This is a genomic window from Brevefilum fermentans (assembly GCF_900184705.1).
Lineage (GTDB): Bacteria > Chloroflexota > Anaerolineae > Anaerolineales > Anaerolineaceae > Brevifilum > Brevifilum fermentans.
On sequence record NZ_LT859958.1, the window covers coordinates 1514852 to 1541079 of the forward strand.

A 26228-nucleotide genomic window follows, 5' to 3' on the forward strand; every position below is an offset into this window, starting at 1 on the left:
AAACAATCAAAGAACTAAAGTCATTAAATCAATCTTACGTCTATACCGCGTTCAATCAAAGCCGAAATGATTTTTGGATCTGCATCATGATTTGTGACCAGGATGTCAATTTCGCTTAATCCCATCACCCGGCTGAGGGCAGTTTTTCCAATTTTTGTTGAGTCGAGCATGACAACGCGCTTGTTTGCGCATCTGCACATCACGCGTTTCATGCTATCATAAATCGGTGTGGGGTCTACCAATCCTTGATTTAATGTTAACCCATAAGCACTGACGATCGCCATATCCACGCGGTAAGACAGGAAAAAATTTTCAGCTTGAGGACCGATAAAAATTGCATTTGGCTGATTCAGCACACCTCCGCAGCATAAAATGGTTTGAACCGTGTTATACATTTGCGCCAAAGTTAACGTGAACAAACCGTTAGTGATGGCCGTGACCTCCGGAGCTTCTAAATATGGGATTATGCAAGCCACCGTCGATCCGCCCTCAAGTATCAGATTGTCTCCTTGTTTAATTATTTCCATAGCGACATATTTTCCCAACGCCAAGCGTCGTGGGTCGCTCAACCCCGCAGGAAATCTAAAAATATTGTCGCCGTGAACTGTACTGTCCAAAATTTGTTCATCGCCTAATTTCCAATCAGGAAGCGAGAGTCCGCCGTGAATTCGTTTGACTAATCCTTGCTCTTCCAGAGCCCGGATATCCCGCCAAACGGTCATTTGTGATACATTAAATCGCTTTGCAATTTCATAGTTGGTGAGGAATCCCGTCTGGTGAAGCCATTGCAACACCTGGTTTTGACGATCTAAAGGCAGCATGTCTTTATCCATTAATAACAAGTTTTACCAAATTGTATCATTAATTCCAAAGATAAGATAAGATATGTAACATTCTAAAATTTACTAACCATCAAAACACTTGCTTATTGCGGAAAGGCAAAATTTCATGACTTTACCTCCCCTAACCAGGCTCGAACTATCAAAAATGATCGATCATTCATTACTTAAACCCGGAATCACCCAGGCTGAAACGATTCTCGGATGTGAATTGGCCATCCGCGAACAGGTGGCAGCGGTAACTATCAAACCCTGCTACACGAAATTGGCTGCAAAAATTCTTTCTGGCAGCGGAGTGATGGTCAATCCAGTGATCTGCTTTCCCATGGGCTATGATACCACCGATACCAAAGTCTTTGCCACACGACAGGCGATTGATGAAGGTGCTGAAGAAATCGATATGGTGCTGAACCTGGGAGCATTGTTCAGCGGTGATTATCTTTTTGTTCTGGAAGACATTGCCGCAGTAGTGGAAGCATCCCAAGGACGAACAGTAAAAGTGATCCTCGAAACCGGATATTATCAGGATATGGAGCTGATCGTAAAAGCATGCCAGATCATTGAAGCTGCAGGCGGTCATTTTGTAAAAACCAGCACCGGGTTTGCATCATCACCTTATGTAAATGAATATGGAGAAACCGTTGGCTATACATTGGATATCTTAAAATTGATGCGGCAATCGGTCAGCGAAGCAGTGCAGGTCAAAGCCGCCCAGGGCGTTCGTCGATTAAAAGATGCCCTCGAGGTGATTGAAATTGGGGTGACCCGCTTTGGCGTGAGCGGAACAGAAAAACTGTTGAAAGAATACGATGAGACTTTTGGTTAATAACCGGATAAGCCGAATCAGTTGTCCTTTCTAAACAAAAAAGAAGCTGTCGAAAATGGCAGCTTCTTTGCTAATGTTATAGGGCTATTTCACATATTTACGGGGCAGCCCACCTGGAAACGATTTTATTTTTTTTGAATCTACTCTTGGAGTGCACCTTTGGCATACTCACTCAAGGGTTTCGCTAAATTTAGCAATTCTGTGGGGATAATGAATTTGGTTGAGGCGCCTTCACCCAAATTCTTCAGCGCTTCGAGGTACTGCAAGGTCAGGGTTTTGCTGTCAACGGTTTTAGCAACAGCAAAGATCTTGTCCAGGGCTAAGGAGTAACCTTCGGCTTCAAGAATGGCTGCCTGCCGGCGACCTTCCGCCTCGAGAACCGTCGCTTCGCGCAGACCCTCTGCCTCCAGAATGGCAGCTTGCTTTTCGCCAGTGGCAATCATAACTGCAGCCTCACGTTTACCATCCGCCTCAGCTACCATGGCTCGACGGTTACGCTCTGCAGCCATCTGGCGGGTCATGGCTTCTTCAATTGCCCGCGGAGGTACCACCTCACGGATTTCAACAGCCATGATGCGTACGCCCCAACGATCTGTCACTTCGTCCAATTTATCATGCAAAACCTGGTTGATTTCATCGCGTTTAGAAAGCACGTCATCCAGATCCATCGCACCAACGACAGCACGTAAAGTCGTAACCGCCAGCCCGCGCGCAGCTCCGGTGAAATCTTCAACTTCCAGAACGCTCCGCTCCGGGTCAATCACCTTTTCGTAAACCAGAAAATCGATATTAACTGAGGCATTATCTGCTGTGATGCAGGTCTGAGGAGGAACATCAAAGAATCCTTCGCGCAGGTCAATAAAGATCGCACGGTCGACAAAGGGGATAACAAAGACCAAACCTGGACCCTTCGCGCCAATTGAGCGACCCATCCGAAAAACCACCGCACGTTGATATTCGGGAACAATGCGCACGGAGATGGCGAGCAATACCACCACCAAAAATACGATTAAGCCAAAAATAAAGTATTCCATTTAACCTTCTCCTTTTTCAAATGCAAACTAAACTTTTAAATTATCCGCTTTCATCAACCGGCGACACCATCAAGCGGACTCCAGATACAGAAACAACAAGAACTTCTTGTCCTTTTCGAACATTGCCCCCAATACTGGTGGCACTCCAATTTTGATGCTGAATCATCACCTTTCCATCGGGCGACAAATCAGTCAGCGCATATGCTTTTTCCCCCACAAAACGTTGTGCACCCATTTGTGGCTTACGTTTCAAGGCAGTCAGGATCGCCCGTAAAATGATCAAGCTGAAAAAGACAATAAACAATGCCATAAATAGGATCAACCAAATATTCACACGAACCTCTGGGATAATTGGAGATTTGGGGCGGAACGGCTTGAACAGCAGTAGTGACCCTAATATGAAGGGGATTAGCCCGACAGCCGTGACCACAATTTCGGTGTCTGTTAATAATGCCACAACAAATAGAATCACAGAAATCACCAACAAGCCAACTGCAGCCCAATTGACCGGTAAACTTCCCAAAGCCATGAAGCCGATGATAAAGAACAAGGCAGCACCAATGCCTGCAAAACTTAATCCTGGATTAGAGAGTTCAACCAGCAAGAATATGGTACCTAAAGATAACAATAAATAGGCAATGTTCGGTTCAGTGATCACATGATAAAATCGTTCGATCCAATTCATGCCCAATTTCTGAACGACCGGTGCGGACAGGTCCAATTTCTCCCCACGCACGATCATGCCATCTAATTGTTCCAACAAATCATAAATATCATTAGCAAGGATTTCGATCACATTTGTCTCTACCGCTTCGCGAGCTGTTAAAGATGAACTTTCTCGGACAGCTGATTCAGCCCATTCGACATTACGCCCGCGACTTTCTGCTAACCCACGAAGAAGGGCAGAAACATCGCTAATCGATTTTTCACTCATTACCTCGTCCATTTCGCCCCTCATCGCGACCGGTGTTGCAGCTCCGACATGAGTCGCCGGTGCCATATCCGCAACATCACCTGCTTGCAAGATAAACAAACCGGCTGAGGTTGCACGAGCGCCCGCTGGCGTGACATACACGACCACCGGCACTGGAGAACCCAGAATGGCTTGCACCATTTCACGCATAGAAGCTTCCAGTCCACCAGGGGTATCCAGTGTGACCAACACAAGCTCCGCCCCGGAGCGTTGCGCCAGGTCCAGGCCCCGCTCGAGATAACGAGAAGAAAACGGATTGATGACACCGTTAATATCCAGCTGGATCACGATCGATTGGTTGTTAGCCGCTTGCGCTGGTTGAGCTGAGCCAAGCAAACTTAGAATTAAGAGGGAAACGATGAGGATTTTTAAAGGTCTCATGGTTAAGTCCTTTTAGATTTCTTGGTCATGGACTTGAAGCACAATTGATTAAATGATATCTTTTCATGATTATGACTAATTTTTAATCCTTTTGCAAGCAAAATCTAAAAGGACCATATCATCCTTTTGGGTTTAAACACCTGGCTAAATTTTTTTGTCATGTCCAAACCTCTCTGCAGGGTTTGAGCAATAACAAAATTGCCGTGACCGAATCGAATAGGAAAATCAGCGAGCCCACCACTTAATATTGCAGAACCGATGTCAGAAAGGAGTTCTCAAACGATTTCACCCGCTATCAAGAAAACTAAATCAGCAGAGATCGAAGAACGTAAGTTGAATCAGGCAGTATTGATTTGAAATTTGCAGAGAAACTAGTAGATTGATTCAACAAGGTGCTGCATTCAGAAGAATGAGCGCCCTGTTTTTGATTGATTTAACGCGATGCAATATTTATTGTCAGAGACGATAAATCAAAGTGGTCTTCAAATTCGAGATTTTCTCTATCGTTCTGTCCTGATTGAAAAACCGATTAGCGATCCTTCTGAGTTTGCATGCTCAAATATCGAAGCCTTGTTGGCGGGCAATCCAGGCAGCCATGCCAATCGTTCCGGCATCATTCCCGAGTTTGGCCAGTACAAGCTCTACCTTCTCGAGCGGCATCAGGTGGACGCGTTCTTTAAGGACTTTCTTGATTGGATTCAACAGCAAGTCGCCGGCTTTTCCAACCCCCCCACCAATTACAACCCGCTTGACTCCAACACAGGTTAGGATATTCGCAATGCCAATGCCCAAATAAGTCCCTGCCCGGTTCCACACTTCCAAAGCAAATTCATCACCCATATTCGCAGCTTTTGCAACAACTTCGGGGGTTAATTTGTTGAGGTCATTTTCAATGAGTTCCATAATTAATGTTGACCACCCTTGGCGAATACCTCGACCTGCTTCTGCAGCGATGGCTGGACCGGAGGCAAATACTTCAATGCAACCATGATTTCCGCAGCCACAGCGGGGACCGTTCAGGTCAACAGTTTGATGACCCAATTCTCCGGCTGTACCGCCAAAGCCCAACACAAGCTGATTGTTCACAACCAGCCCACCGCCCACTCCGGTGCCGATGGCAAAGCATGCCATCGAATCAACCCCTTTTCCAGCCCCAAAAGCCCATTCGCCAAAAGTAATCGCTCGCACGTCGTTTAACATGGCGACATCTAGACCCAAATACGACTTCATGCGTTCCCCTACCGGGACATTGCGCCATCCTGTGTAGAGATTGGGTAAAAAGAGCGTTGTATTGGTTTCAAGATCGATCACACCGGGAGCGCTGATACCCAAACCTCCGATATCCTTCTGATCAATGCGGTAATCGCCAATCAAGTCGGAGATTAATTTTGCCATCCGTTTCAGAACTTCTTCCGGACCCTGGCGCGAAAGGGTTGAGATCGAATTAGAAGTTAACACAGAGCCTGTTTCAATATCCACCAATCCCGCTTGGATATTGGTGCCTCCGATGTCACACCCCACAAAAACATTCATGTATCACACTCCAGGTTCAATAATTTTTACAACATACAATAGACCAATGAGAAGGAAGAAACCTGCCTCATCCCCTCATGCGAAGCGAGGATGAGGCAGATGTTTACTTAATGCATATACGGCTTAAGGATGTCGCGCGAGATTAAGAAACCGCGCTTGACAAGTTCTTCTGTGCCTTCAAATTGTCTGTCTTCATGCTCAATAGAAATAACATAATCGTAGCCATATCGGTAAAGCTGGCTGATAAAGCTGCCCCAATCAATTTGGCCAAGACCAGGCAACCGGGGAATCTGCCATCCCATCCCCAGGGACTGCGTGCCATTCTCATACAGTCCATCCAGATCAATCTCCAGGTCTTTGGCATGGATGTGGAAAATACGCTCAGAAAATTCGCGTACGACCCGAAGGGGATCGATCATTAACCACACGAGGTGAGAAGGATCAAGGTTTAGCCCGAAATTCTCATCCGGAATAATCGAGAACATCTCACGCCAGATGGCAGGCGTTGAGGCGAGATTGTTTCCGCCTGGCCATTCGTCATTAGAAAAAATCATCGGGCAGTTTTCAATAGCGATTTTAACACCTTTGTCCCCAGCATAGTGAACAATTTCGGGCCAAATTTGTTTAAACGTTTCGAAATTGGCTTCAATGGTTTTATCTTTATCTTTGCCCACGAAGGTACCTACGATGGGATGATCCATAACCAGTGCAGCAGCGTCTATCACTTTCATGAGATGATCAATCACCACTTTCCGATGCTCTGAATCCGGATGAAGCGGATTAGGATAGTATCCTAAGGAAGAAATCTCGAGCCCAAATTTCTTCATAATTTCTCGAGTTTCGTCAGCCTGTTTTTGTCCAAATCCGGCTACATCGAGCGTGGTGACCCCTGCGTAACGTCGTGTGGCTTTGCCTAAAGGCCAGCAGGCAAGTTCTAACATTTGGAAACCGTTTTGGCTGGCCCATTCTGCAACCTCGCTCAAACTTTTTCCGGGAAACGCCGCTGTTAACAATCCAAGTTTCATATCAGTATCCTCCAGTTTAATAGTATTTTTTAATATTCAATATCAACCCATCGGTTTTCTTTTGCACTGAGCAAAATGGCATCGTTTACCACGAGTATGTTGTGTCCATCTAAGAAGGTGGGAAAATCGGGTTTTCTTTCAAAGTCGCCACTAGAAATGTAACGATAAACTGCTGTTTGCAATTGTTTAAAAGTGTCCGGGAAGCCTTCTGGGTGTCCTCCAGGGTATGAAGCTGACCATTGTGCTGCCTGGGTCATCAAGGATGGGTCTTTGATCAGCAATTGGTTGGGTTCCGGCCTGTGCCCGATCACCAACTGGTTGGGAATTTCAGAATCCCAGATCAATGAGGATTTTGAGCCATTGATTTCAAAAAACAGGCGGTTCTTACGTCCACTTGAGACCTGCGAAACGGTCATTACACCGCGGGCGCCATTATCAAATTTGAACAAAACTGCCGCGTAATCTTCAGTGAAAATGGGCTTCTCTTCATAATCCATATCCACTTCTAGTTTTCCGCCAAAGGTATCGATCTTCTTTTTTGGTTTTTTCCGGATGGGAACGAAGGTTTTAAAATCTGCAAAGACGGATTCAATGCGTGTGCCTGTAACAAATGTGACCAGGTCCATCCAATGCGATCCAATATCAGCCACTGCTCGCAACTCGCCACCGAATTCAGGTTCAAGCCGCCAATTCCAATCCGTATCTAATAAAAGCCAGTCCTGTAAATAGCTGCCTTGGATGATGTACAGCTTGTCACCGATTTCACCAGCTTCAATGCGTGCTTTGGCATCTTGTACAAGGGGATAAAAACGGATGTTGAAGTTGACAGCATTTACCAATTTCTTCTCGGCAGCCAGTCGAACAAGCTCACCCGATTCGGCAGAGGTCATTGCCAGAGGTTTTTCACAAATCACATGCTTGCCTGCCTCAAGCGCAGCTTTGGCATGTTTATAATGTAAAAAATTTGGTGATGCGATGTGAACAACGTCAATCTCAGGGTCAGCAATCAGGTCCTTCCAATCACCGTAGGCTTTTGGAACCAACAATCGTTCTGCTGACTGTTCTGCCAACTCCTGGGTCGCCTCCGCGACCGCTACCACATCAAATCCAAGTCTCCGAATGCCCTCCATATGTGCTGGCCCGATAAATCCGACCCCGATAACACCTACTTTATATTTCTTAGCCATATCACTGTTCCTTTCTGATGTTTTTTATGATTTTTGTGCAGCAAAATAATTTTTCAAACAAAATTATTAAATTCTAAAAGGCTAAATTTAAATCTTTCAGTGACCATATCGATCAATTATATTATACTAAAAGACGCTAAAAGCGTCTTCTTTTGGACACATTATACAGCGAGGAAACCGACCACTTGATAGAAAATGATAATTATTGTTCATTTTTGATTGATGACTACAAAATAGAAATGAAAAGAGGTTTTTGATGTTACCTTTAGACCGAGTAGAAAAAAGTTTGGCACACCAGACCCCGGATAGAGTGCCCCTGGCGCTTTGGGGTGGCTCATATGGCATTGTAGATCCCCTGTATCTGTCATTGCTGGAAAAATTCAATCTCGGTGAGCCTACCGCACCGTTTCGTCAAGGTCACACCATCAATTACATGGATGATCGCATTTTGGATGCACTGGGAACAGATACCCGCTATATTTGGCCTGGAGCATCACCGAGTAGCCCAACCCACCCTGACGGTGATTTAATCTTTGACGATTTTGGGCAACCCTGGCGGCAAACCTATCCCTATTATTCGGCAACCGATGGCTTGCTGAAAAACTCAACTTCACTTTCGGATATTCATAACAAGGTTCATTGGCCAGATGTTAATGATCCCAAATGGACCCGGGGAGTCCTTGAAAGGGCTAAAGCCATAGCAGACAGTGGTTATTTCATTATTGGGCGCATGGTGGTCTCACATGGACCCTACCAAATGGCTTGCGACCTGCGTGGAATGGAAAATTTTATGATCGACATGATGATCCAACCCGATTTTGCAATTGCGCTGCTTGACCGGGTCACCGATACCATTTGCGGTTTGACAAGTAATTATTTAGAAGCTGCTGGAGATGTAATGCACATGATCGAGCTCCCCGGTGACGATTATGCGGCGAATGACAACCTGGTTTTTTCACCGAAATTATTCCGAAAGATGATTCGACCTTGTGTTGAAAAGATCGTTAAAACAATTCGCACAATTCGTCCTGACATAAAAATCATGCTGCATTCAGATGGGGCAATTGGAAAGCTTGTGCCTGATTTTATTGAAATGGGTATCGATGTTTTACACCCGCTTGAACCCGTCTCTGGGATGGACCCAGCACAGATTAAGCGTACTTATGGCGACTCGATCTGCTTTTTGGGCGGAGTGGATATCTCCCATGCCCTACCCGGTACGCTTGATGATGTACGCAGAGATGTCGATCGTTGCATTCGGGATCTTGCACCAGGCGGAGGGTATATCATGGCTCCATGCAATCACCTGCAATCGGATATCCCTTCAGAAAACATCATTGAAATGTATGGCTATGCGAAAATAGCGGGAATTTATTCCCGATAGGCAAATTTAAAGCTCTACAACAATTTGCTCGCCAATAAAATTGCGCCAACGACTACAATTGATTCCCCAAGAAAGCTGCGTTGTATCTGGTATCTCCCCTCGCTGATGACAAAGATATACTGATCAGTGTACTTGCGCACACGATCAATTAACAGCTCACCCAGGTTAGAGACACCGCCCCCGATCGCTATACGCTCAACATTGGTTAAACAGAGCACATTTGCCAATCCGATACCAAGAGCGTGGGCTACAAGGTCAATTTCAGCAAGGGCAAAAGTGTCCCCCTGTTGGGCGGCTTCTCCGAGATTGCTGGTGGAGATCTGTCCCACATTACCATCTGCAAGCATATATAGGAGGGATGACGCTGGAACATAGCCAGGTTGTCGCAAACGCTGTTCAATGGCCCATCCGGAACATATATTTTCGATTTTCACCGGTTCGCTCAGCTTTTGATTGATCAGATTAGGAACATAGGTATGCCCAAATTCACCGGCGCCAAATCCCTCACGATCAAACAAAGACCCGTTTAATACAAATCCGCCTCCGACGCCGCTCCCGATATTTGTGTAGAAAAAATGCTGGCAACCAACACCAAATCCGAGGCAATATTCACCCCAGGTTGCTGCGTTGGAATCATTTTCAATCCATGTCGGGAGTTTAAAAGCCTCTTCAAACCATTCTTTCAAAGGGAAGTCTTTCCAGCCTTTGATCTGGACAGATTTCAAGACCCTGCCACGTCTTTGATCGATCGGACCGCCAAATCCACACCCAATTGCAGCGATTCGAGAGTTTGAGTAACCCGAAGAGCCAATGAAATTTGGAATTTGTTCCAATAGCCATTGACGAATCCCAACGCTGCCCGTGCTGACATCAACAAATCCTTTGGTGCTGGCGACAATCTCGCCTTCGGGAGTGCCCAAGGATAACTGGAGTTTGGTACCACCGATTTCAATTCCAAGGATTAAATCTGTCACTTTGGTATCTCCTGATCTTCTTTTGTTAAATGACATCGTTTAGCCTGTAAATTATAATCAATACTGAGCTAATTTTCCGCCATTTACAGTAGCTTGCGATTGAAATCGTTTGTTCCGCATAATTTCCCGGTGCCCTCTTGTATCATCAAATCTGGATTGATCTTTAAACCTTAACTTAAGTTCAAAAAATCAACCCGGGGAACCTTCTTCTTGCAGATATTGAGCTTGTCAATGCTTGCCGGATCAGCAGGCAAACAGTGCGGCAGGCAATCAGTCAGCTCGAGAATGACCTACTTTTGCACCATCGACCCTGATATGTCACAACGATTTTGGATGGAAGGAATCGGATCACGTTTTCCCTTTAAGCTTGAAAACAACGAGCCATCCATGGAGTTGAAATTGGCCGCGGTGGACGTTCTGGAATTTTAATACCAACCCAGGCGCTCTTCACAATCGACTGCTAACCGGCAAAGTCACTCTGCTCTGAAAGGGTATTATTCGCAATTTGAACCTCGTGGGGTATGATGGTGCAATCAGCATTGGACTTGAAGACCCGCTTGGTTTATGAGATAAAGGGTTCAATTTTGCATTTTTCTTTTTACGAGATATGATATTTAAGCCACCACAAATCAGGTCATGGTGGGTCATTAATTGAACTTGGCAGAAAGTAATACCTATTCAAAAAGGAGAAAAAATGACGATTAACATCGGAGTTATTGGTGCGGGAAAAATTGTCCGAGTGCGCCACCTACCTGAAATTCAATCAAATCCGCTTGCCAGAATAGCGGCAATTTGTGATGTCGTCGAAGCGCGCGCCAAAGAAATGGCTCTTGAATATGATTGCAAAGCATATTTTGATTACCAACAAATGCTCCTTGATCCCGGCATTGATGCGGTTATCGTCGCAGCGACCAACACGACCCATGCAGAGATGTCTATTGCTGCCCTCCAGGCGGGTAAACACGTGCTATGTGAAAAACCAATGGCTACATCTCTGTCGGACGCTCGAAAAATGCTGGATGCTGCGAAAGCAACCGGTAAGCAGTTGATGATTGCGCAAAACCAGCGTCTTGAACCGGCCCATGTCAAAGCAAGAGAAATAATTCAGTCAGGCGAGTTAGGAAAAATCTTGTCTTTCACAACCATTTTTGGACACCCGGGCTGCGAATATTGGGCGATTGACGGAAAAAACACCTGGTTCTTCAGAAGCGAGATTGCTGGGATGGGTGTTTTAGGCGATTTGGCGGTCCATAAATTGGATTTAATGCGATTTCTTCTCGATGATGACTACACATCAGCTTCAGCCACGATAGATACATTGGCAAAAGCCTTTCCTGATGGTACACCCATCACTGTTGAAGACAACGCAATCTGCACCATGCAGACAGCAAAAGGCGCTCTGGGTTCCGTTATCACAAGCTGGACCTACCAGGTTGAATTAAACCGAACCTCAATTTATGGAGAAAAAGGCGTTATGGAAATTTATTCAGACCCTGAATTTCCTCTGATTGTTCAGAAAAGCCCTGAAACCGGCACTTACTTTCGCCTTGGTAAGAAATCAACCAATATTGAGCAGGTTAAATCGGGTATAATCGACGCTTTCGTAAATGCGATCGATGAGGGCACCGATGTTCCCATACCCGGAATTGAGGGTTACAAAGCACTTGAAGCGCTGATGGCCTGTTATCAGTCTGCAAAATCCGGAAAACGAGTCAAAATCGGGACTTAATGTTTCGAACACCAATAACTTGCTCAATTAAATATAACGGAAATGCTCAAACACTATCATTTCTTAACAAACCAAACACTTAATGGTACAATTGAAACTTATTGTGCTAAAGTTTTGTCCTGTGATAGGATTACGGCAATTGGAAACTTAGCCTTTTTCTTCGAAGGAGGTGATTGGCGGAAAATCTGATTTAACTCAATAAAATAATTGTTGTAATGTAAAAATTTATAAAAAATATCTATAGGAGACAGAATGAAGAAATTAACAAAAACAATATCAATCCTCGTCCTTCTCGGCATTATGGTCGGCATGCTGGCAGCTTGTGCTCCAAAAGCCGTTGATAAACCAGAGACACCCTCTGTCGAGGAACCCGCTGTTGAGGCACCCGAAGAAACAGGAGCCCCCTTCACCATTGGTGTATCAAACCCCTTCATCAGCAGCGAATATCGCACCCAGATGATCGACAACCTGATCACCATCAACGAAGAATACAAAGCTCTGGGTCTGACCAAAGATCTGGTCATCGAGAACTTTGACACAGACGTTGCTGGGCAGATCGAACAAATCGAAAATCTGATCAACGCAGGCGTAGACGCCATGCTGGTCAATCCTGGCGATGCTGTTGCCCTCAACCAGATCCTTGAGGAAGCTGTTAACATGGGCATCCTGGTCTTTTCAATCGATCAGGAAATCGAAGCAAAAGGCGTTATCAACGTTGGTCATAACCAGTACGAATGGGCACGCATCAGCGCTGCATGGTTGGCAGAAAACCTGAAGGAAGGCAATGTCGTCCAGATTGAAGGTTTCATTGGTCACCCTGCCAATGACCTGCGAATGGCTGCCGTTGCCGATGTCTTTTCGGATTACCCGGGTATCAAAGTTCTGGCCAGCGAGTCAGGTTTCTGGGATGAAGCCACCGGCCAGCAGGTTATGTCAGACTTCTTGGCTGCCTACCCCAACATTGACGGTTACTGGACTCAGGATGGTATGGCTATCGGTGCTTTGGAGGCGATCATTGCTGCTAACCCCGATCCATTACCGCTGGGTGTTGGAGAAGCCCGCGTGAAGTTCCTCCAGCTTTGGGCTGAAATGTTGAAGAAAGACCCCGACTACAAGACCATTGCTGTTGCAAACGCTCCTGGTGTCAACGCTACCGCATTGCGAATTGCTGTTGAAATGCTGTTGGGTAAGGAACTGGACAAATCGATCCTGAGCGGACAATTTGGCTCTACCGTTGTCATCGATGTCCCGATTGTTGTGACACCGGAAAACTTTGATGAGGTTTACAAAGAATACGTCGCCTCTGGCAAATATCCGGATTCCTACTTATTGGATGGCATCATGACCCGTGACGAGGTTTTGAAAGCTTTCTTTAAATAAGAATTAAACTCTAAAGAGGCTCTCTGAAAAGTCAGAGAGCCTCTTTATCTCTTTTGTATTATTATTAATCATTAATCAGACTCATTTTCCATAGCCTGTATCAGGCTATGTCCACACACCAAACAGATGGTTTATCAATGGAAAATCTTTGTCTAAAAACAATAGAAATTCAAAAACGATTTGGCGGCGTAAGGGCATTAATCGACGGATCTATTGAAGTCAGGGAAGGCGAAGTATTGGCTTTAGTTGGATCAAACGGTAGCGGAAAAAGTACGCTGGCAAAGATCATTACCGGAGTTTTAGATCAGGATTATGGTCAAATAAACTATTTTGATCAGCAGGTGAAGTTCTCAAACCCCATGACGGCCCAAAAAGCTGGTATTATGGCTGTTCATCAAGACCTGAGCCTGGTACCATCTCTGACCGTCGCTCAGAACATCTGGCTTGCCAATGAACCCCTGACTAAAGCTGGTTTCATTGACAATCAAGCGATGCACACAGCCACGAATAAGCTTTTAGATCTGTTTGAAAACACGTTTCAAGCCAGCCTGCACCCCGAAGCGATTGTGAGTACCCTACCCCCTGATGAGAAACAAATCGTTGAAATATTAAAAGCCGTCAGCCGCGATCCAAAGCTGATAATTTTTGATGAAGCAACCGCCAGTCTAGACAGCAATCAGGTCAATTGTTTATTTAAAGTTATCAAACAGCTTAAACAGGACAAGAAAGCTCTGGTTTTTATCTCGCACCGTATGGATGAAATCTTTCGAATTGCGGATCGCGCGGTTGTTTTAAGAAACGGACGGACCGTTGGGGAAACTCTCATTTCTGCAACCAACGAAAAAGCAATTGTAAAAATGATGGTTGGTAGCGAAGGAATATTTGAGAAAGACAGTGCTGCACTTGTTGATCTCAGCCAGGTTGGGACGGCTTTGGTTGTTGAGAATGTTGAAAATGCAAAACTAAAGGGCGTTAGTTTTTCGATCAAAAAGGGTGAGCTGGTCGGCATCGGCGGATTGCGCGGTCAAGGACAGAGTGCTTTGCTACATACCCTATTCGGGAATGAACCCTTTACAGGCCAGATCTTATTATTTAACAAAGCAATCAATTTCAAGCATCCGAAAGACGCCATGGGTGAAAATGTCGCTTTTATTCCAGGAGATCGCGCAACGGAAGGGTTATTGATGATCCGCTCTATCCTGGAGAATCTCCACCTCCCAAACTGGCGTAAATATGCTAAACCTTTATTGAATCTCAACCAGGCGAAAATTGATGCAAAAAAAGCGAGCCAGCAGCTCAACCTGGTAATGGATTCGCTTGAGTCGCCAATCAGCAATCTCTCGGGTGGAAATGCTCAAAAAGTGGTTATTGGCAAATGGCTCCTGCGCAACCCAAGCTTTCTGCTGTTAGATGACCCGACAAAAGGCGTCGATGTAGGAACAAAAGCAGAATTTTATCAACTTTTAAAAGAATTAACTCTTTCAGGGACAACAATCCTGTTTTATAGCTCCGATGATCAGGAACTCCTTGATCTATGCCCCCGGGTGCTGGTAATGCAGGATGGGAGCATCAAAGCCGATCTTTACGACGAGTTTTTGACGGAAGAGAATCTGATTGCAGCCAGTATGGGCGCTCATGAGACGGTGAGTAACAACGAGGAATACGCACATGCCTGATAAGAAGAACAAAAATATTATCAACTGGTTCAGAGCATTTAACAAAAAACATGCGATCGGTGTTCCATTCATTTTACTGGCCGTTTCCACAGTTCTTTTCTTTTCTCTGCAAACCAATGTATTTCAACCAGGCACCATCGGACGATTAACGAACAGCAATTTCCGCACCTGGCTGCCAGTTTTGCTGTTAACCATGGGACAAACACTGGTGTTAATTGGCGGCGGGTTGGATCTTTCCAATGGATCGATTGTCTCCGTTGGCAATGTAATTCTTGCTTTGCATGTGACAAGCGCTGATGAGCCGTGGCATAACCTGGCGATTGTTGCATTGGTCATTGGTTTCGGCTTAGCTGCGGGATTCCTTAATGGCATTCTAACCGTTTATTTAGGTCTGCAACCTGTCATCGTCACCTTTGCCACCAGTTTCATCTATGCTGGTCTGGCTCTATTACTCCTCCCCTCGCCCGGAGGAGCGATTCCCAGGGAATACACAAATTATTATCGTAATACGCACTATTTGGGTATTCCGATATCACTGATCATCCTGATTGTTTTTTTACTGATTTGGGAATTTTTCAGGCTTCGGAAATATGGCCGTTTTCTTTATGCTGTTGGCGGTAATCCAAGAGCAGCTTATACTACCGGCGTGCCCGTGACCTGGATGAAGATTTCTACCTATATTCTTTCGGGCTTCCTGGCATCACTGGGCGCTATTTCTTACAGCCTTCTAACTGGATCGGGGTTCTCCGGAAGCGGGGCAGATATGATGCTTCCCTCAATTACAGGCGCAATTATCGGAGGTGTCTCCTTTAGCGGTGGTTCAGGGTCATTGCTTGGTGCCATTTTTGGCGGAATTGTTTTAGGAAACATCCGAAGGATCATCTCTATTGTCAAAGTAGATTCTTGGGCTGTTACTTTGATCAATGCCCTGGTGATCCTGTTTGCCCTGGCTGCTCCAGGTTTCATTAATTTGTTGCGCAGGAAAAAATAAAATGAACGAATCTGAAGTATCAAATAACAGCAATAAAAGCATAAAAAAGGCGATCAAGATTTCTCCCCCGCTAATTGCTATGCTCATTGCCGTCGTGTTGTTTCTATTAAGCGGATTGCTTCCCGCTGGTTACAGCACTCTCCAAGGTGCTATTCGTCAAGCATTGAATATCTTGCGCCTGGCATCTTTCATTGCCATCATTGGCGCAGGACAAACGCTGGTCATCATCTCTGGAGGTGAAGGAATTGACCTTTCTGCTGCGCCAATTGTTACCGTAGGTGCTTTGCTAACCTATATGATTATCAACGGGCAGAATTATTTGATCTTGCCTGTATTATTGCTGGTGATTTTAATTGGGGCTGCTATTGGCTTGCTCAACGGCCTGGGGGTCACCTATCTAAAAATATCGCCCTTTGTGATGACACTGGTCATGTCAGGTGTCGTGCAAGGCGCGTTGATTTTATGGACGAAAGGCTACTATGATGGCAAAGTGGCACCAATTATGACCCAATTGGTCGCGCGTGATCTGATCTGGGGCATTCCAGGTATGATCTTTATCTGGATTATTATCGGTATCTTGATGACTCTCTTGTTGGAGCGAACACGTTACGGAAAACAGTTGTTTGCAATCGGTGTTAACCGCACTGCAGCAAGGTTGTCTGGTGTAAAAGTTAACCGAATGGTAATCTTAACATATGTGCTGGCAGGCGCTATGGCAGCATTCTCGGGCTTCTTACTGGTCGGTTACACTCAAAATGCAGGACCCAACCTGGGCAACCAATACCTGTTCCCTTCAATTATCGCTGTAGCGATCGGTGGCACACAAATGTCAGGTGGCAAAGGGTCATATATAGGCACAATTGCCGGGGCAATCGTCATTCAGCTCATCTCCAGTTTGTTGACCACTATGCAACTTCCACAGGCGTTACAGCAAATTATTTATGGCTCATTGCTGGTTGTTATCCTCATCATTTATGGTCGCGAAAAAGGGTTGCGTTCATAAATACCCTCTTCGATTTTTAAGTGCCGAAAGGAGAATTTTATGCACAAAATTAGTATGTTAGGCGCTGGATTTATCGGGATGTTTTACACAAAAACCATCCAGAGAAGTCGCTCAAAAGACGTTGTTTCTATGGTCTACAATCGCACGCCAGAAAACGCGAAAACCTTTGCTGAGACTTACAATATCCCCCGGTGGACTGGCGACATGGATGAAGCCATCAACGATCCTGAAACCGATGTGGTCGTCGTTGCCCTCCCCAACCATCAACACAAAGAAGCGATCATCAAAGCAGCTCAAGCTGGAAAAGCAGTGCTATGTACAAAACCTCTGGCACGAACTGGAAAAGAAGCCAAGGAAATTTTGGACGCCGTTGAAAAGGCTGGTGTTTTCCACGGATACTTGGAAGATTTGGTCTATACCCCTAAAACGTTAAAAGCGCTTGATTTTGTCCGTAAAGGAGCTTTAGGACGCATTTTATGGGCGCGCTCCCGTGAAACCCACCCTGGACCGCATGCACCCTGGTTCTTCGATAAAGAACTGGCCGGAGGCGGAGCACTGGTAGACATGGGCTGTCATTGCGCAGAAATCTGTCGAAGTTTTATTGGCAAGGATATACGTCCCGTTGAGGCGATGGGCCACCTCGACACCATGGTGCATCCAATTGCTGCTGAAGATTTCTCCATCGGTCTTGTACGCTTCGAAAACGGCGCCATTGCTCAAATTGAATCAAACTGGACCTTTCGCGGAGGCATGGACCTGCGTGACGAAATTTCCGGAACTGAAGGCACCATCTGGTTGAATCACTGGCTCCGAACTGGCTTTGAAGTCTTCACCACAGCAGGTACTAAAGGCTATGTTTCAGAAAAATCTGAAGCTGAGATCGGCTGGTTGTTCCCTGTTGGAAATGAGGAAGATGGGCTGGGATACATTGAAATGTTCAACGATATGTTTGATGCAATCGATGAAAAACGCAAGCCTGTTGAAGACTTTTATGACGGTTACGTGATTAACTGCATTCTCGACGCGATTTACAAATCGGGCGAAACCGGCAAATGGGAACCTGTGGAAATTGAAGACTGGCGTGGCGGCAAGCACGAAAAAGTCAAAACCACAAAGGATTATGACGACGAACACATCTTGATCAAAGACGAAATTATGCCCGATGGCAAACACAAATTTATCATCCAACACAAAGAAACCGGTCGGGTGTCCGAAATCGTCAAATAATTGGCAATCCTATGAGATATTGGAGAGCCTAACAGCTCTCCTTTATTTTTTAGTGAATCATCATCGATTGTAGAAGATAAAAAAATTGCTAAATCAAAACAGTATTGAGATTATTACCCCGGGGATTCCACAAGGAACCATCAAATTCGCCCTGTTTGACTTTGATGGCACCATTTCGCTGATCCGCGAAGGCTGGCAACAAATCATGATTCCGATGATGGTAGAAATTTTGCTGTCAACACCCCGCCATGAAAACCGCGAGGAGATTGAACAGGTTGTTCGTGCCTATGTAGCAAAAACAACGGGCAAACAAACCATCTATCAGATGATTCGCCTTGCTGAAGAAGTAGAGCTGCGTGGAGGCACACCTGAAGACCCACTGACCTATAAACAACGCTATCATGACCTGTTGATGGAACGCATTATTCACCGATTGGATGGTTTACGCGAGGGGAAGATCCAACCCAACGACTTGATGGTCCCTGGCGCCTTGAATGCCTTAAAGCAGGTCACACAGGATGGTATCGTGTGTTTTCTGGCTTCAGGCACCGATGAAAACTACGTGTTTGATGAAGCCAATCTGCTGGAAGTCGATCACTTTTTTCAGGGTATTTACGGGGCTCAGGATAATTACGAATCTTTTTCTAAACGAATGGTCATTCAAAAGATCATTCAGGAAAATCACCTAAGCGGACCTGAACTGATTGCATTTGGCGATGGATATGTTGAAATTGAAGATACTAAAGCAGCTGGAGGTATCGCCATCGGTCTGGCAACGGATGAAGCCAACCGTTCAGGGGTGGATGAATGGAAACGTGACCGTCTGATTGCTTCCGGTGCTGATGTGATTATGCCGGATTTCAAATCTTTCTCCCAGCTTTGGGATTACTTAATGCCACTGGAATAACAATATGCCCTATCCAATTTTTGATCGCAACCGATTGATCTTGAAACCTCTCAGTGAACGAGTCAATGATTTACAGCGTGACGTATTTCTCTGTTTGACCGACCCAATCCCAGAATTTCAAGATGACAATTTAGAGATTCTTGCTGAACGGATCATCAAAGCCAAAGAACGCGGTGCAACTGTCTTGCTCATGATGGGTGCGCACGTCATCCGTAGCGGCGTGAACCGTTTTTTGATTGACCTGATGAAAAAAGGTTACATCACCTTGATTGGCACCAATGGAGCCAGCGCCATTCATGACATGGAATTTGCCATGATCGGAGAATCAACCGAATCGGTCGCCCGTTATATCCGGGAAGGACAGTTTGGATTGTGGAAGGAAACTGGCAGAGTCAACGACGCCGCGCGCTATGCACAGGAAAATGGCTACGGTCTCGGAGAAGCAGTTGGAAAGATGATCTATGAAAATCCAATTGAATTTCCCTACCGCGAATCCAGTTTGTTTGCCGCAGGATACCAATATGGGATACCAATTACCGTTCATGTCGGTATTGGGCAGGATATTGTGCACGAACATCCGAATTTTGATGGTTCCGCAACTGGAGAGAGCAGTTATCGGGACTTCCTCACGCTGACTTATTTTGTCCAGAGCCTTGAAGGCGGGGTTGTACTTAATATTGGTACTGCTGTTATGGGACCTGAAGTGTACCTGAAAGCCCTCTCAATGGCACGTAACGTGGCAAATCAAGAAAATCGGCACATTCGGCACTTCACCTCTGCCGTCTTTGACCTGGTTGATTTGGGCGACGATATTCACAGTGAAGCACCAAAAACCAACGCTGCCTATTACTTCCGTCCGTACAAAACGGTTTTGGTCCGTACTGTGGCGGATGGCGGCGAATCATTTTATATTCGTGGTCAACACCGGGCGACAGTGCCAAATTTGCACCGCTTAATCATCGAAAAAGCGAGGCAATAGGAGTGATGATGATGGAAACCAGGCGGCTTGATGAAATATTAGAAAATTTCTCACAAACAAGGGTGTCTGTATTAGGCGATTTTTTCCTTGACCTTTACATAGAAATGGATCGATCCTTGTCAGAGTTTTCTATTGAAACGCATAAAGAAGCCTTTCAGGCTGTCAACTTGCGGGGTCAGCCTGGTGCGGCGGGTGTGGTGAACAACAACCTGTCGGCTTTAGGCGCTCAACATGCCACCATTGGGTATATTGGCCATGATGGTAATGGGTATACATTAAGAAACGCCCTGGCTGAAAGAGGTGCCGACACTACCCATTTGATCGAAACGATGGACCGCTTCACTCCAACCTACACGAAACCGATGATGAAAGAATTGGATGGAGAGCATAGTGAACTCAATCGGATAGATATTGTCAATCGGTCGCCCAACCCGGATCGCTTGAATGCCGCGTTGGTTAACCACCTTAAACAAGCCATACATTCGTATAAGGGAATTCTGGTGGTTGAGCAAGTCAAACAGGATGGTTTTGGCGTGATGTCGCCGGTGCTGCGTCAAGCTCTCTCAGAGCTTGCAGGGCAAAACCTGGACAGCATAATTATGGTTGATTCCAGGCACTTTGGGGCTGCATACCGAAATGTGTCTTTGAAAATGAACATTCATGAAGCAACAAATGTTGCAGCGGAATTAACCGGCAGAAACCCTGAAAATTTCACTGCAGATTTAATTGTAGCAGCAGAGAATTGTTCTCGTATCCTGTGGGAGGTTCAACGCAGGCCAATTTTTATCACGCTTGGCGATCAAGGTTTGTGTGGTATGGACAATAATCAGTTCTTTCATTTCCCCGGTTATCAGATTGAAGGTCCAATTGATATTGTTGGCGCAGGTGATTCTGTCTTAGCTGGAATTGGACTGTCAATGTGCGCCGGTGCCACAAGCCGGGAGGCGGCATATATTGGCAATTTGGTAGGATCAATTACTGTGCAGCAACTGGGAACAACCGGTATTGCAAACCAAGCAGATGTGTTACGTCGACACCATGAATATCAACAGCAACTTAAAGGAATTAAATAGAATGTCTGAAAATTTGATAACAATCAAAAACTACCTTTTTGCTTTAACCGAAGTCATTGAAAAATTTCCTGTTGAAAAGCTGGCAGAGATCACAGAATTACTCCAGCAAGCAAGGGAGAACCAGGCGACCATTTTCATTTGCGGCAACGGTGGCAGTTGGGCAACTGCAGCGCACATGGTATGTGATTTTGGTAAAAACACCCGCAAGCCCGATAAGAAGCGCATGCGAGTAATTGGATTAGGTGACAATATCCCCTCATTAACCGCCTATGCCAATGACGAAGGTTACGATCGCGTGTTTGCGGAACCGCTGATGAATTTGATGCAGCCCGGTGATGTGCTGATTGCCATCAGCGGCAGTGGAAATTCACCCAATATATTAGAAGCCGTCAAAACAGCCAGGCAATTTGACGGAGTCTCCGTTGGTTTGACTGGTTTTGAAGGCGGACAACTCAAAGACCTGGTTGACTATCCCCTGGTGATTCCCTCAGATAGCATGGAGGTCATTGAAGATTTTCACATGATCGTCGATCATATAATGACCCTTTGCTTAAGGCAGTAAATCACTCAATAACCGAGCCGCCGCCCTCTACGACCAAAGCATTTGGCCAGCGTTGAAGCGCCTTTGGCAGCAGAGAAGAGCGGATGACCACACAAGCCAATCGATAGTTACCCGCATCGATGCGGCTCAAACCTTGAGTCAGACCTTCTCCCCTGAGAAATTCCAGCGGGCCCAGTTCATCAATAATTAACAAGTCGGTAACTGGAAAACTGGCCAGTTTTTGATTTGCCCATTCTAGAACATCAGCATCAAATGCCCAGCGTGGCGTGGCTAATTCTGCGTCTTCATCTTCACGCAGCCTTGCCAACGGGCGCTCCTCACCACTTAACAATTCTTTTGCTCCAATGCCAATTTTTTGTTTGCCTTCGTAGATACCAGGTGAAAGAATGCCCGCTACAGAAAGCCCCATTGCTCTGGCATTCTGCGATAATTGAAGACACCAGGTTGTCTTCCCTGCACCGCTCAAACCGGTAACCAGGAGCAATTGGGGCGCAGTCTGGCTTTGTTCATAAATTCGGTTCAAAGGGCTGCCCAGTTCCTGGAGTGAACCTGGCAAAAGTCGTAATGGTCGACGTGGAACAACCGCTTTAGGCACAGCTTTACCCTCCAACCAATCAAAAATCACTTCAGTCTTAATCCCATAAACAGAAGAAATATTTGGTTCTGTTAATATCTGTTTTGGTGGGCCATACTCAGTAACCCAGCCGCCGCTTAATAAAACGACATTGTCTGCATAAGCCAGGGCATCATTGGGAGAATGCGAGGAGATGATAAATGATAAGCCCTGATCGCTCAACTGGTTGATGATCTCCAATATCCGATGCTGATTGCTCAAATCAAGATGTGCTGTAGGTTCGTCCATCAGCAGCAGACTGCATTTTTGAGCCAAGCCGCGCGCAATCAAGGCGAGCTGACGTTCACCTCCGCTAAGGCTGGTAAACGCGCGATCCCGCAATTCATACAAGCCAACCTGCTCCAAAGCCTCATCAACAATAGCAACGTCGGGTTTTGAAGGTGCACTCAACCATCCTAGATGCGGTGCACGCCCCATAATTACCATTTCCTTAATCGTATAAGCAAAAACTGGCGTGTACAACTGCGGAATCAGCCCAATGAGTTTTGCTCGTTCTGCTGCAGAATAAGCTTCGAGGTGTTCATCCGCAAGAAACACATGCCCGGTGTCAGGGGTCAGTAACCCTGCCAGGATATGAAGCAAGGTCGTTTTTCCAACGCCATTGGGTCCCAAAATGTACAGCACTTCACCTGTCTGCACCTTCAAACTGACATCGTGCAAAATGGTTTTCTCTGGCTGGTAGGCAAAACTGAGATTTTGCGCAGATAGCATGATCGACCTCACCACCCCACCCTTCCCCGCCTTAATAACACAATCAACAGCGGCACACCAACCAGTCCGGTCAAGACACCTAATGGAATTTCACCAGGAAGCATTGTTCGTGCGATATTATCGATCAAAATTAAAAACGCCGCCCCAAGCCCAATTGATGCCGTGATTAACCGCTTGTGGTCAGGGCCAACAAGCATTCTGCCTGCATGGGGTATCACCAAGCCCACCCAGCCAATCACACCGCTGACAGCAACAGCCGCCGCAGTCATCAACGTGGCTGCCAGGATAACCATCATTTTCATGTGAATCGGGTTGACGCCTAATGATTTCGCTTCGTCATCGCCTAAAGAAATGATGTTCAATCGCCAACGGATCAACCAAAAGAAAGCCAAACCTGTCAAGGTTATAATGGCCAGTGCAGGGATATTTCGCCAGGTAATACTCGTCAAACTTCCCAAAAGCCAAAAGGTGATAGCTGGCAATGCATCTAATGGGTCTGCGGCATATTTCAATAAAGACGTCAGTGAATTAAACAGCGAGCCCACGAGGATGCCCATTAATGTCAACACCAAAAGCGGGGTGGCTTTATATAAACGACTTCCAAAAAATGCAAGAGATACAGCCACAAGCCCAAATAAGAAGGCGGATAATTGAACTTGCCAGGAGCTGCCTTTTAAAAGTATGGCGGTAGCTGCCCCAAATCCAGCTCCAGAAGTCACTCCCAGGATGTTTGAATCAACCAGTGGGTTTTTGAAAACAGCTTGAAGTGCGGTTCCTGTTGCTCCAAAACTGGCGCCGATTAAAATCGCAGCAAGGGTCCGCGGTATGCGAATCTGCAGCACAAGCCTTTGGGCGATTTCCGGTATCCCTTCTGCGAAGTTTGGAATTACTGGCGAAAGTAAAGTCTTGATTACATCCAATGGGTCGATTCGATACCGACCCATGGACAAAGAAACGATAGCCAACGCCACCGGTAAGAGCAAGATCAACCCATCGAGAGTCGATTCTGACAACCGGGTTTTCTTTTTATTCATAGTTACAGATGGAAGTAATTTCATCTTTGGTAATCGCATAGGAATAAAAGGTATTATAGAAAAATTCGGTCTCAATCGCACAACTGAGTTCCACACTGTCAGGGTGAATGAGTTCTGCTATCCAGACGATTCCCAACACAGAATCCGGTGCTGGCGTATCCCAGGGAACCACCAATTTTGGCATAAGAAAGACCTGACCCTGCATCACGGCATCAATAATTTGCCATTCCGGGTTTTCAGTAATCGCTCCTACGCTGGCACCGCCATAAGGAGGAACAATGATCAGGTCTGGATTCCAAACAGCGACCTGCTCAATGTTGATATCGTTCCAATAGCCCGACAATTCAGCACTGGCAGAAATACCACCTGCAGCATCAATCATTGTCGTCTGGTACATGTCGCCGCTGACAACTCGCAAAGCTTCGGTTCCAGTAAACAGAACATGAGGTTTTTCATCTGGAAGAATTCCGGAAAGCTGACCCTGGATGCTTTCGATGATCCAATCATAGTAGTCAACCCAGGCCTGTGCTTGTGCTTGACTGTTTGGTCCAAAGAGCCGTCCGATCATCAGAACGGCTTCTCTTAATTGCTGGGAGGTTTCTGCTTCGACCATAAAAAGTGGAACACCTAATTCCTTAACGGTATCAATCCAGGCTGAGCGAAAAGACCCGATAATCAAATCTGGCTCTAACTTAGCAGCCTGCTCAAGATTAAATTCCTTTTGCGAGAAATAGGCGTCACCGACAAGATCAGGAAAACGTGGGTCGATGCGCTCCATGGCAGCAGCACCTTGTGGGTCTCGTGCACCTAAATAAGCTGCAGAAACCAGTCGATCCCAACCATTAACTGAGTAAACTATGGCAGATGCAGGGCCATAAGCTGAGATCACCCGTCGAATTGGCTGTTGAATCTCAACCAGGTTTCCAGCCTGGTCTATCAGAGAAATAATTTCAGGCAGAGCGCCCATGTCAATTAATGCTTGCTGTCCATCAGGAGAAATGGCAAAGTTGATAAAATTGTACACATCAAGGTTGTCAGTTTCTGGAATTAATACCGCATCTGGTAAAAACGTCGGTTGAATATAAGGCCTGCCATCTCGGTTTCCACTCGCCCTGGTTGCGATTAAATCAGGATTTTCGTCAACAAAGAGCGGGGCTTCGCCTTCAAAAACACTTCCATAGAGTTCTGCAATAACTTCTTGAAGGTCAGGATCCGCTTTAATGGAGAATTTCGCTGATTCCACATCCATTGCAGTAGTGAGACTCACTTCTTCAACTGGATTTTCACCTTCTTTGGTTTCAGCCTGAGATGTCTGAACTTCCTCAACATCGTTTACCGCCGATAAAGATTGATATTTCTGTATGCCTCCGGAACAACCAATCAGCAAAATACTGAGCAATCCGATGATGATAAATGTACGTAATTGATTGTTTTTCAAGTCATTATCCTTTCAAAATCGTGTTTACCCGATGATCCTCAAATAGAAATCACTTTCTTTTAACCAGCGAACGGCAGCATCCAACTGGCTGAGGACATAATTAATCGTTAATCTTTCAATGTCTGAAATTTCGTTAGGCAAACGGGATTCCAGTTTGGCTTTTTGAGACTCACAGGCAATTATTTGAGCATCAATAATTTTTCTATGCGATACGCCCAGTAAATTCGCGATATAAATACGACTTAAAAACAACACCCTGATGCGATGAATGCTTGGCGAAGGGTCATCAGCGTATAGCCAGGAGAATAATTGAGTTTCTCCTGAGGGTGTGACTTCATATTCAATCCGAGGTGGCGCATTTGAAGAGCTAATTTTCCTTCCACGAATTGCTTTTGCCTGCTCCAATCTTTTAAGGACGGCGTATAGCTGGCTGGTGCTCAGCGTCCAGATGCGACCTAATTGCTGTCTGGATCGAAAGCACTCCAGCAACTCATAACCATGCGTTGGTTTTGCTTTGATCAATCCGAGGATCACTTCATCAGGGACAGGTCGACTCATAGCACTATTCTATCATGGAATAGCAATAGATACAAGCCAAATATGCGATTTTCACAGTCTCTTCAGTCAAGCATTTCTAATGATGTTTAATCCAAACAGTCATTATCAGCAAAGTTGCCTTGCGCATTAGCTATACGAAACGGCCAATATATTATTCAAAATTAATTCCA

The 26228-nt window shown here is 45.6% G+C and carries 23 protein-coding genes; 12 read left to right on the plus strand and 11 right to left on the minus strand.

What is annotated here, in order from left to right; all coding sequences use genetic code 11:
- Nucleotides 1–23 precede the first annotated feature (23 nt).
- A complete protein-coding gene (locus tag CFX1CAM_RS06630; RefSeq protein WP_162287665.1) occupies nt 24–821 on the minus strand; it encodes a DeoR/GlpR family DNA-binding transcription regulator in 798 nt (265 codons plus the stop codon).
- 127 nt (nt 822–948) lie between these two features.
- Between CFX1CAM_RS06630 and deoC the strand changes: the two genes are divergently transcribed.
- Nucleotides 949–1665 carry a deoxyribose-phosphate aldolase gene (gene deoC, locus CFX1CAM_RS06635; protein WP_087862270.1) on the plus strand — a complete coding sequence of 239 codons (717 nt, stop codon included), beginning with the start codon at nt 949–951 and terminating at the stop codon, nt 1663–1665.
- Between the two features lie 140 nt (nt 1666–1805).
- Here the strand turns inward: deoC and CFX1CAM_RS06640 are convergent, their stop codons facing one another.
- The 5 genes from CFX1CAM_RS06640 to CFX1CAM_RS06660 form a co-directional block, all read right to left on the minus strand.
- Nucleotides 1806–2699: an SPFH domain-containing protein gene (locus CFX1CAM_RS06640; RefSeq protein WP_087862271.1), complete on the minus strand. Its 894-nt coding sequence runs from the start codon at nt 2697–2699 to the stop codon at nt 1806–1808.
- Between the two features lie 40 nt (nt 2700–2739).
- Nucleotides 2740–4053 (minus strand): NfeD family protein, encoded by a 1314-nt coding sequence (locus CFX1CAM_RS06645; RefSeq protein ID WP_087862272.1) that lies wholly within the window; start codon nt 4051–4053, stop codon nt 2740–2742.
- A gap of 555 nt (nt 4054–4608) precedes the next feature.
- Nucleotides 4609–5586: an ROK family protein gene (locus CFX1CAM_RS06650; protein WP_087862273.1), complete on the minus strand. Its 978-nt coding sequence runs from the start codon at nt 5584–5586 to the stop codon at nt 4609–4611.
- Between the two features lie 107 nt (nt 5587–5693).
- Nucleotides 5694–6611, minus strand: a complete 918-nt coding sequence (locus tag CFX1CAM_RS06655) for a sugar phosphate isomerase/epimerase family protein (RefSeq protein WP_087862274.1) — start codon at nt 6609–6611, stop codon at nt 5694–5696.
- A 29-nt stretch (nt 6612–6640) separates the two neighbouring features.
- Nucleotides 6641–7798, minus strand: a complete 1158-nt coding sequence (locus CFX1CAM_RS06660) for a Gfo/Idh/MocA family protein (RefSeq protein ID WP_087862275.1) — start codon at nt 7796–7798, stop codon at nt 6641–6643.
- A 256-nt stretch (nt 7799–8054) separates the two neighbouring features.
- On the opposite strand from CFX1CAM_RS06660, the gene CFX1CAM_RS06665 reads away from it, so the two are divergent.
- Entirely contained in the window at nt 8055–9182 is a 1128-nt protein-coding gene (locus tag CFX1CAM_RS06665) for a uroporphyrinogen decarboxylase family protein (protein WP_087862276.1), read from the plus strand.
- Between the two features lie 14 nt (nt 9183–9196).
- Here CFX1CAM_RS06665 and CFX1CAM_RS06670 read toward each other — a convergent pair whose 3' ends face one another.
- Nucleotides 9197–10156 carry an ROK family protein gene (locus tag CFX1CAM_RS06670; protein WP_157891766.1) on the minus strand — a complete coding sequence of 320 codons (960 nt, stop codon included), beginning with the start codon at nt 10154–10156 and terminating at the stop codon, nt 9197–9199.
- Nucleotides 10157–10850: 694 nt separating this feature from the next.
- On the opposite strand from CFX1CAM_RS06670, the gene CFX1CAM_RS06685 reads away from it, so the two are divergent.
- The 10 genes from CFX1CAM_RS06685 (at nt 10851) to CFX1CAM_RS06730 (ending at nt 21683) form a co-directional block, all read left to right on the plus strand.
- Nucleotides 10851–11885 carry a Gfo/Idh/MocA family protein gene (locus tag CFX1CAM_RS06685; RefSeq protein WP_087862279.1) on the plus strand — a complete coding sequence of 345 codons (1035 nt, stop codon included), beginning with the start codon at nt 10851–10853 and terminating at the stop codon, nt 11883–11885.
- 252 nt (nt 11886–12137) lie between these two features.
- Entirely contained in the window at nt 12138–13265 is a 1128-nt protein-coding gene (locus tag CFX1CAM_RS06690; RefSeq protein WP_197687105.1) for a substrate-binding domain-containing protein, read from the plus strand.
- A gap of 137 nt (nt 13266–13402) precedes the next feature.
- Nucleotides 13403–14941, plus strand: coding sequence for a sugar ABC transporter ATP-binding protein (locus CFX1CAM_RS06695; RefSeq protein WP_087862280.1), 1539 nt, complete (start codon nt 13403–13405; stop codon nt 14939–14941).
- Entirely contained in the window at nt 14934–15932 is a 999-nt protein-coding gene (locus tag CFX1CAM_RS06700) for an ABC transporter permease (RefSeq protein ID WP_087862281.1), read from the plus strand. Before CFX1CAM_RS06695 ends, CFX1CAM_RS06700 begins: the two co-directional genes overlap by 8 nt.
- A gap of 1 nt (nt 15933) precedes the next feature.
- Nucleotides 15934–16935: an ABC transporter permease gene (locus tag CFX1CAM_RS06705; protein WP_087862282.1), complete on the plus strand. Its 1002-nt coding sequence runs from the start codon at nt 15934–15936 to the stop codon at nt 16933–16935.
- 39 nt (nt 16936–16974) lie between these two features.
- A complete protein-coding gene (locus CFX1CAM_RS06710; RefSeq protein WP_087862283.1) occupies nt 16975–18162 on the plus strand; it encodes a Gfo/Idh/MocA family protein in 1188 nt (395 codons plus the stop codon).
- 85 nt (nt 18163–18247) lie between these two features.
- Entirely contained in the window at nt 18248–19069 is an 822-nt protein-coding gene (locus CFX1CAM_RS06715; RefSeq protein ID WP_087862284.1) for an HAD family hydrolase, read from the plus strand.
- A 4-nt stretch (nt 19070–19073) separates the two neighbouring features.
- Entirely contained in the window at nt 19074–20048 is a 975-nt protein-coding gene (locus tag CFX1CAM_RS06720; RefSeq protein ID WP_087862285.1) for an ornithine cyclodeaminase family domain, read from the plus strand.
- A gap of 8 nt (nt 20049–20056) precedes the next feature.
- A complete protein-coding gene (locus CFX1CAM_RS06725; RefSeq protein WP_157891767.1) occupies nt 20057–21121 on the plus strand; it encodes a bifunctional heptose 7-phosphate kinase/heptose 1-phosphate adenyltransferase in 1065 nt (354 codons plus the stop codon).
- 1 nt (nt 21122) lies between these two features.
- A complete protein-coding gene (locus tag CFX1CAM_RS06730; protein WP_157891768.1) occupies nt 21123–21683 on the plus strand; it encodes a D-sedoheptulose-7-phosphate isomerase in 561 nt (186 codons plus the stop codon).
- Nucleotide 21684: 1 nt separating this feature from the next.
- Here CFX1CAM_RS06730 and CFX1CAM_RS06735 read toward each other — a convergent pair whose 3' ends face one another.
- The 4 genes from CFX1CAM_RS06735 to CFX1CAM_RS06750 are packed head-to-tail and all read right to left on the minus strand — an operon-like array spanning nt 21685 to nt 26058.
- Nucleotides 21685–23028: an ATP-binding cassette domain-containing protein gene (locus tag CFX1CAM_RS06735; RefSeq protein ID WP_087862287.1), complete on the minus strand. Its 1344-nt coding sequence runs from the start codon at nt 23026–23028 to the stop codon at nt 21685–21687.
- An 8-nt stretch (nt 23029–23036) separates the two neighbouring features.
- Entirely contained in the window at nt 23037–24062 is a 1026-nt protein-coding gene (locus CFX1CAM_RS06740) for a FecCD family ABC transporter permease (protein WP_087862288.1), read from the minus strand.
- A complete protein-coding gene (locus CFX1CAM_RS06745) occupies nt 24055–25500 on the minus strand; it encodes an ABC transporter substrate-binding protein (protein ID WP_087862289.1) in 1446 nt (481 codons plus the stop codon). Before CFX1CAM_RS06745 ends, CFX1CAM_RS06740 begins: the two co-directional genes overlap by 8 nt.
- 24 nt (nt 25501–25524) lie before the next feature.
- Entirely contained in the window at nt 25525–26058 is a 534-nt protein-coding gene (locus CFX1CAM_RS06750; protein ID WP_087862290.1) for a PadR family transcriptional regulator, read from the minus strand.
- Nucleotides 26059–26228: the final 170 nt, after the last annotated feature.

What these genes read in the sequence shown, in the direction of transcription:
- CFX1CAM_RS06630 (WP_162287665.1), bottom strand. Translation starts at nt 821, where the DNA reads ATGCTGCCTTTAGATCGTCAAAACCAGGTGTTGCAATGGCTTCACCAG.
- deoC (WP_087862270.1), top strand. Translation starts at nt 949, where the DNA reads ATGACTTTACCTCCCCTAACCAGGCTCGAACTATCAAAAATGATCGAT.
- CFX1CAM_RS06640 (WP_087862271.1), bottom strand. Translation starts at nt 2,699, where the DNA reads ATGGAATACTTTATTTTTGGCTTAATCGTATTTTTGGTGGTGGTATTG.
- CFX1CAM_RS06645 (WP_087862272.1), bottom strand. Translation starts at nt 4,053, where the DNA reads ATGAGACCTTTAAAAATCCTCATCGTTTCCCTCTTAATTCTAAGTTTG.
- CFX1CAM_RS06650 (WP_087862273.1), bottom strand. Translation starts at nt 5,586, where the DNA reads ATGAATGTTTTTGTGGGGTGTGACATCGGAGGCACCAATATCCAAGCG.
- CFX1CAM_RS06655 (WP_087862274.1), bottom strand. Translation starts at nt 6,611, where the DNA reads ATGAAACTTGGATTGTTAACAGCGGCGTTTCCCGGAAAAAGTTTGAGC.
- CFX1CAM_RS06660 (WP_087862275.1), bottom strand. Translation starts at nt 7,798, where the DNA reads ATGGCTAAGAAATATAAAGTAGGTGTTATCGGGGTCGGATTTATCGGG.
- CFX1CAM_RS06665 (WP_087862276.1), top strand. Translation starts at nt 8,055, where the DNA reads ATGTTACCTTTAGACCGAGTAGAAAAAAGTTTGGCACACCAGACCCCG.
- CFX1CAM_RS06685 (WP_087862279.1), top strand. Translation starts at nt 10,851, where the DNA reads ATGACGATTAACATCGGAGTTATTGGTGCGGGAAAAATTGTCCGAGTG.
- CFX1CAM_RS06690 (WP_197687105.1), top strand. Translation starts at nt 12,138, where the DNA reads ATGAAGAAATTAACAAAAACAATATCAATCCTCGTCCTTCTCGGCATT.
- CFX1CAM_RS06695 (WP_087862280.1), top strand. Translation starts at nt 13,403, where the DNA reads ATGGAAAATCTTTGTCTAAAAACAATAGAAATTCAAAAACGATTTGGC.
- CFX1CAM_RS06700 (WP_087862281.1), top strand. Translation starts at nt 14,934, where the DNA reads ATGCCTGATAAGAAGAACAAAAATATTATCAACTGGTTCAGAGCATTT.
- CFX1CAM_RS06705 (WP_087862282.1), top strand. Translation starts at nt 15,934, where the DNA reads ATGAACGAATCTGAAGTATCAAATAACAGCAATAAAAGCATAAAAAAG.
- CFX1CAM_RS06710 (WP_087862283.1), top strand. Translation starts at nt 16,975, where the DNA reads ATGCACAAAATTAGTATGTTAGGCGCTGGATTTATCGGGATGTTTTAC.
- CFX1CAM_RS06720 (WP_087862285.1), top strand. Translation starts at nt 19,074, where the DNA reads ATGCCCTATCCAATTTTTGATCGCAACCGATTGATCTTGAAACCTCTC.
- CFX1CAM_RS06725 (WP_157891767.1), top strand. Translation starts at nt 20,057, where the DNA reads ATGATGGAAACCAGGCGGCTTGATGAAATATTAGAAAATTTCTCACAA.
- CFX1CAM_RS06730 (WP_157891768.1), top strand. Translation starts at nt 21,123, where the DNA reads ATGTCTGAAAATTTGATAACAATCAAAAACTACCTTTTTGCTTTAACC.
- CFX1CAM_RS06735 (WP_087862287.1), bottom strand. Translation starts at nt 23,028, where the DNA reads ATGCTATCTGCGCAAAATCTCAGTTTTGCCTACCAGCCAGAGAAAACC.
- CFX1CAM_RS06740 (WP_087862288.1), bottom strand. Translation starts at nt 24,062, where the DNA reads ATGAATAAAAAGAAAACCCGGTTGTCAGAATCGACTCTCGATGGGTTG.
- CFX1CAM_RS06750 (WP_087862290.1), bottom strand. Translation starts at nt 26,058, where the DNA reads ATGAGTCGACCTGTCCCTGATGAAGTGATCCTCGGATTGATCAAAGCA.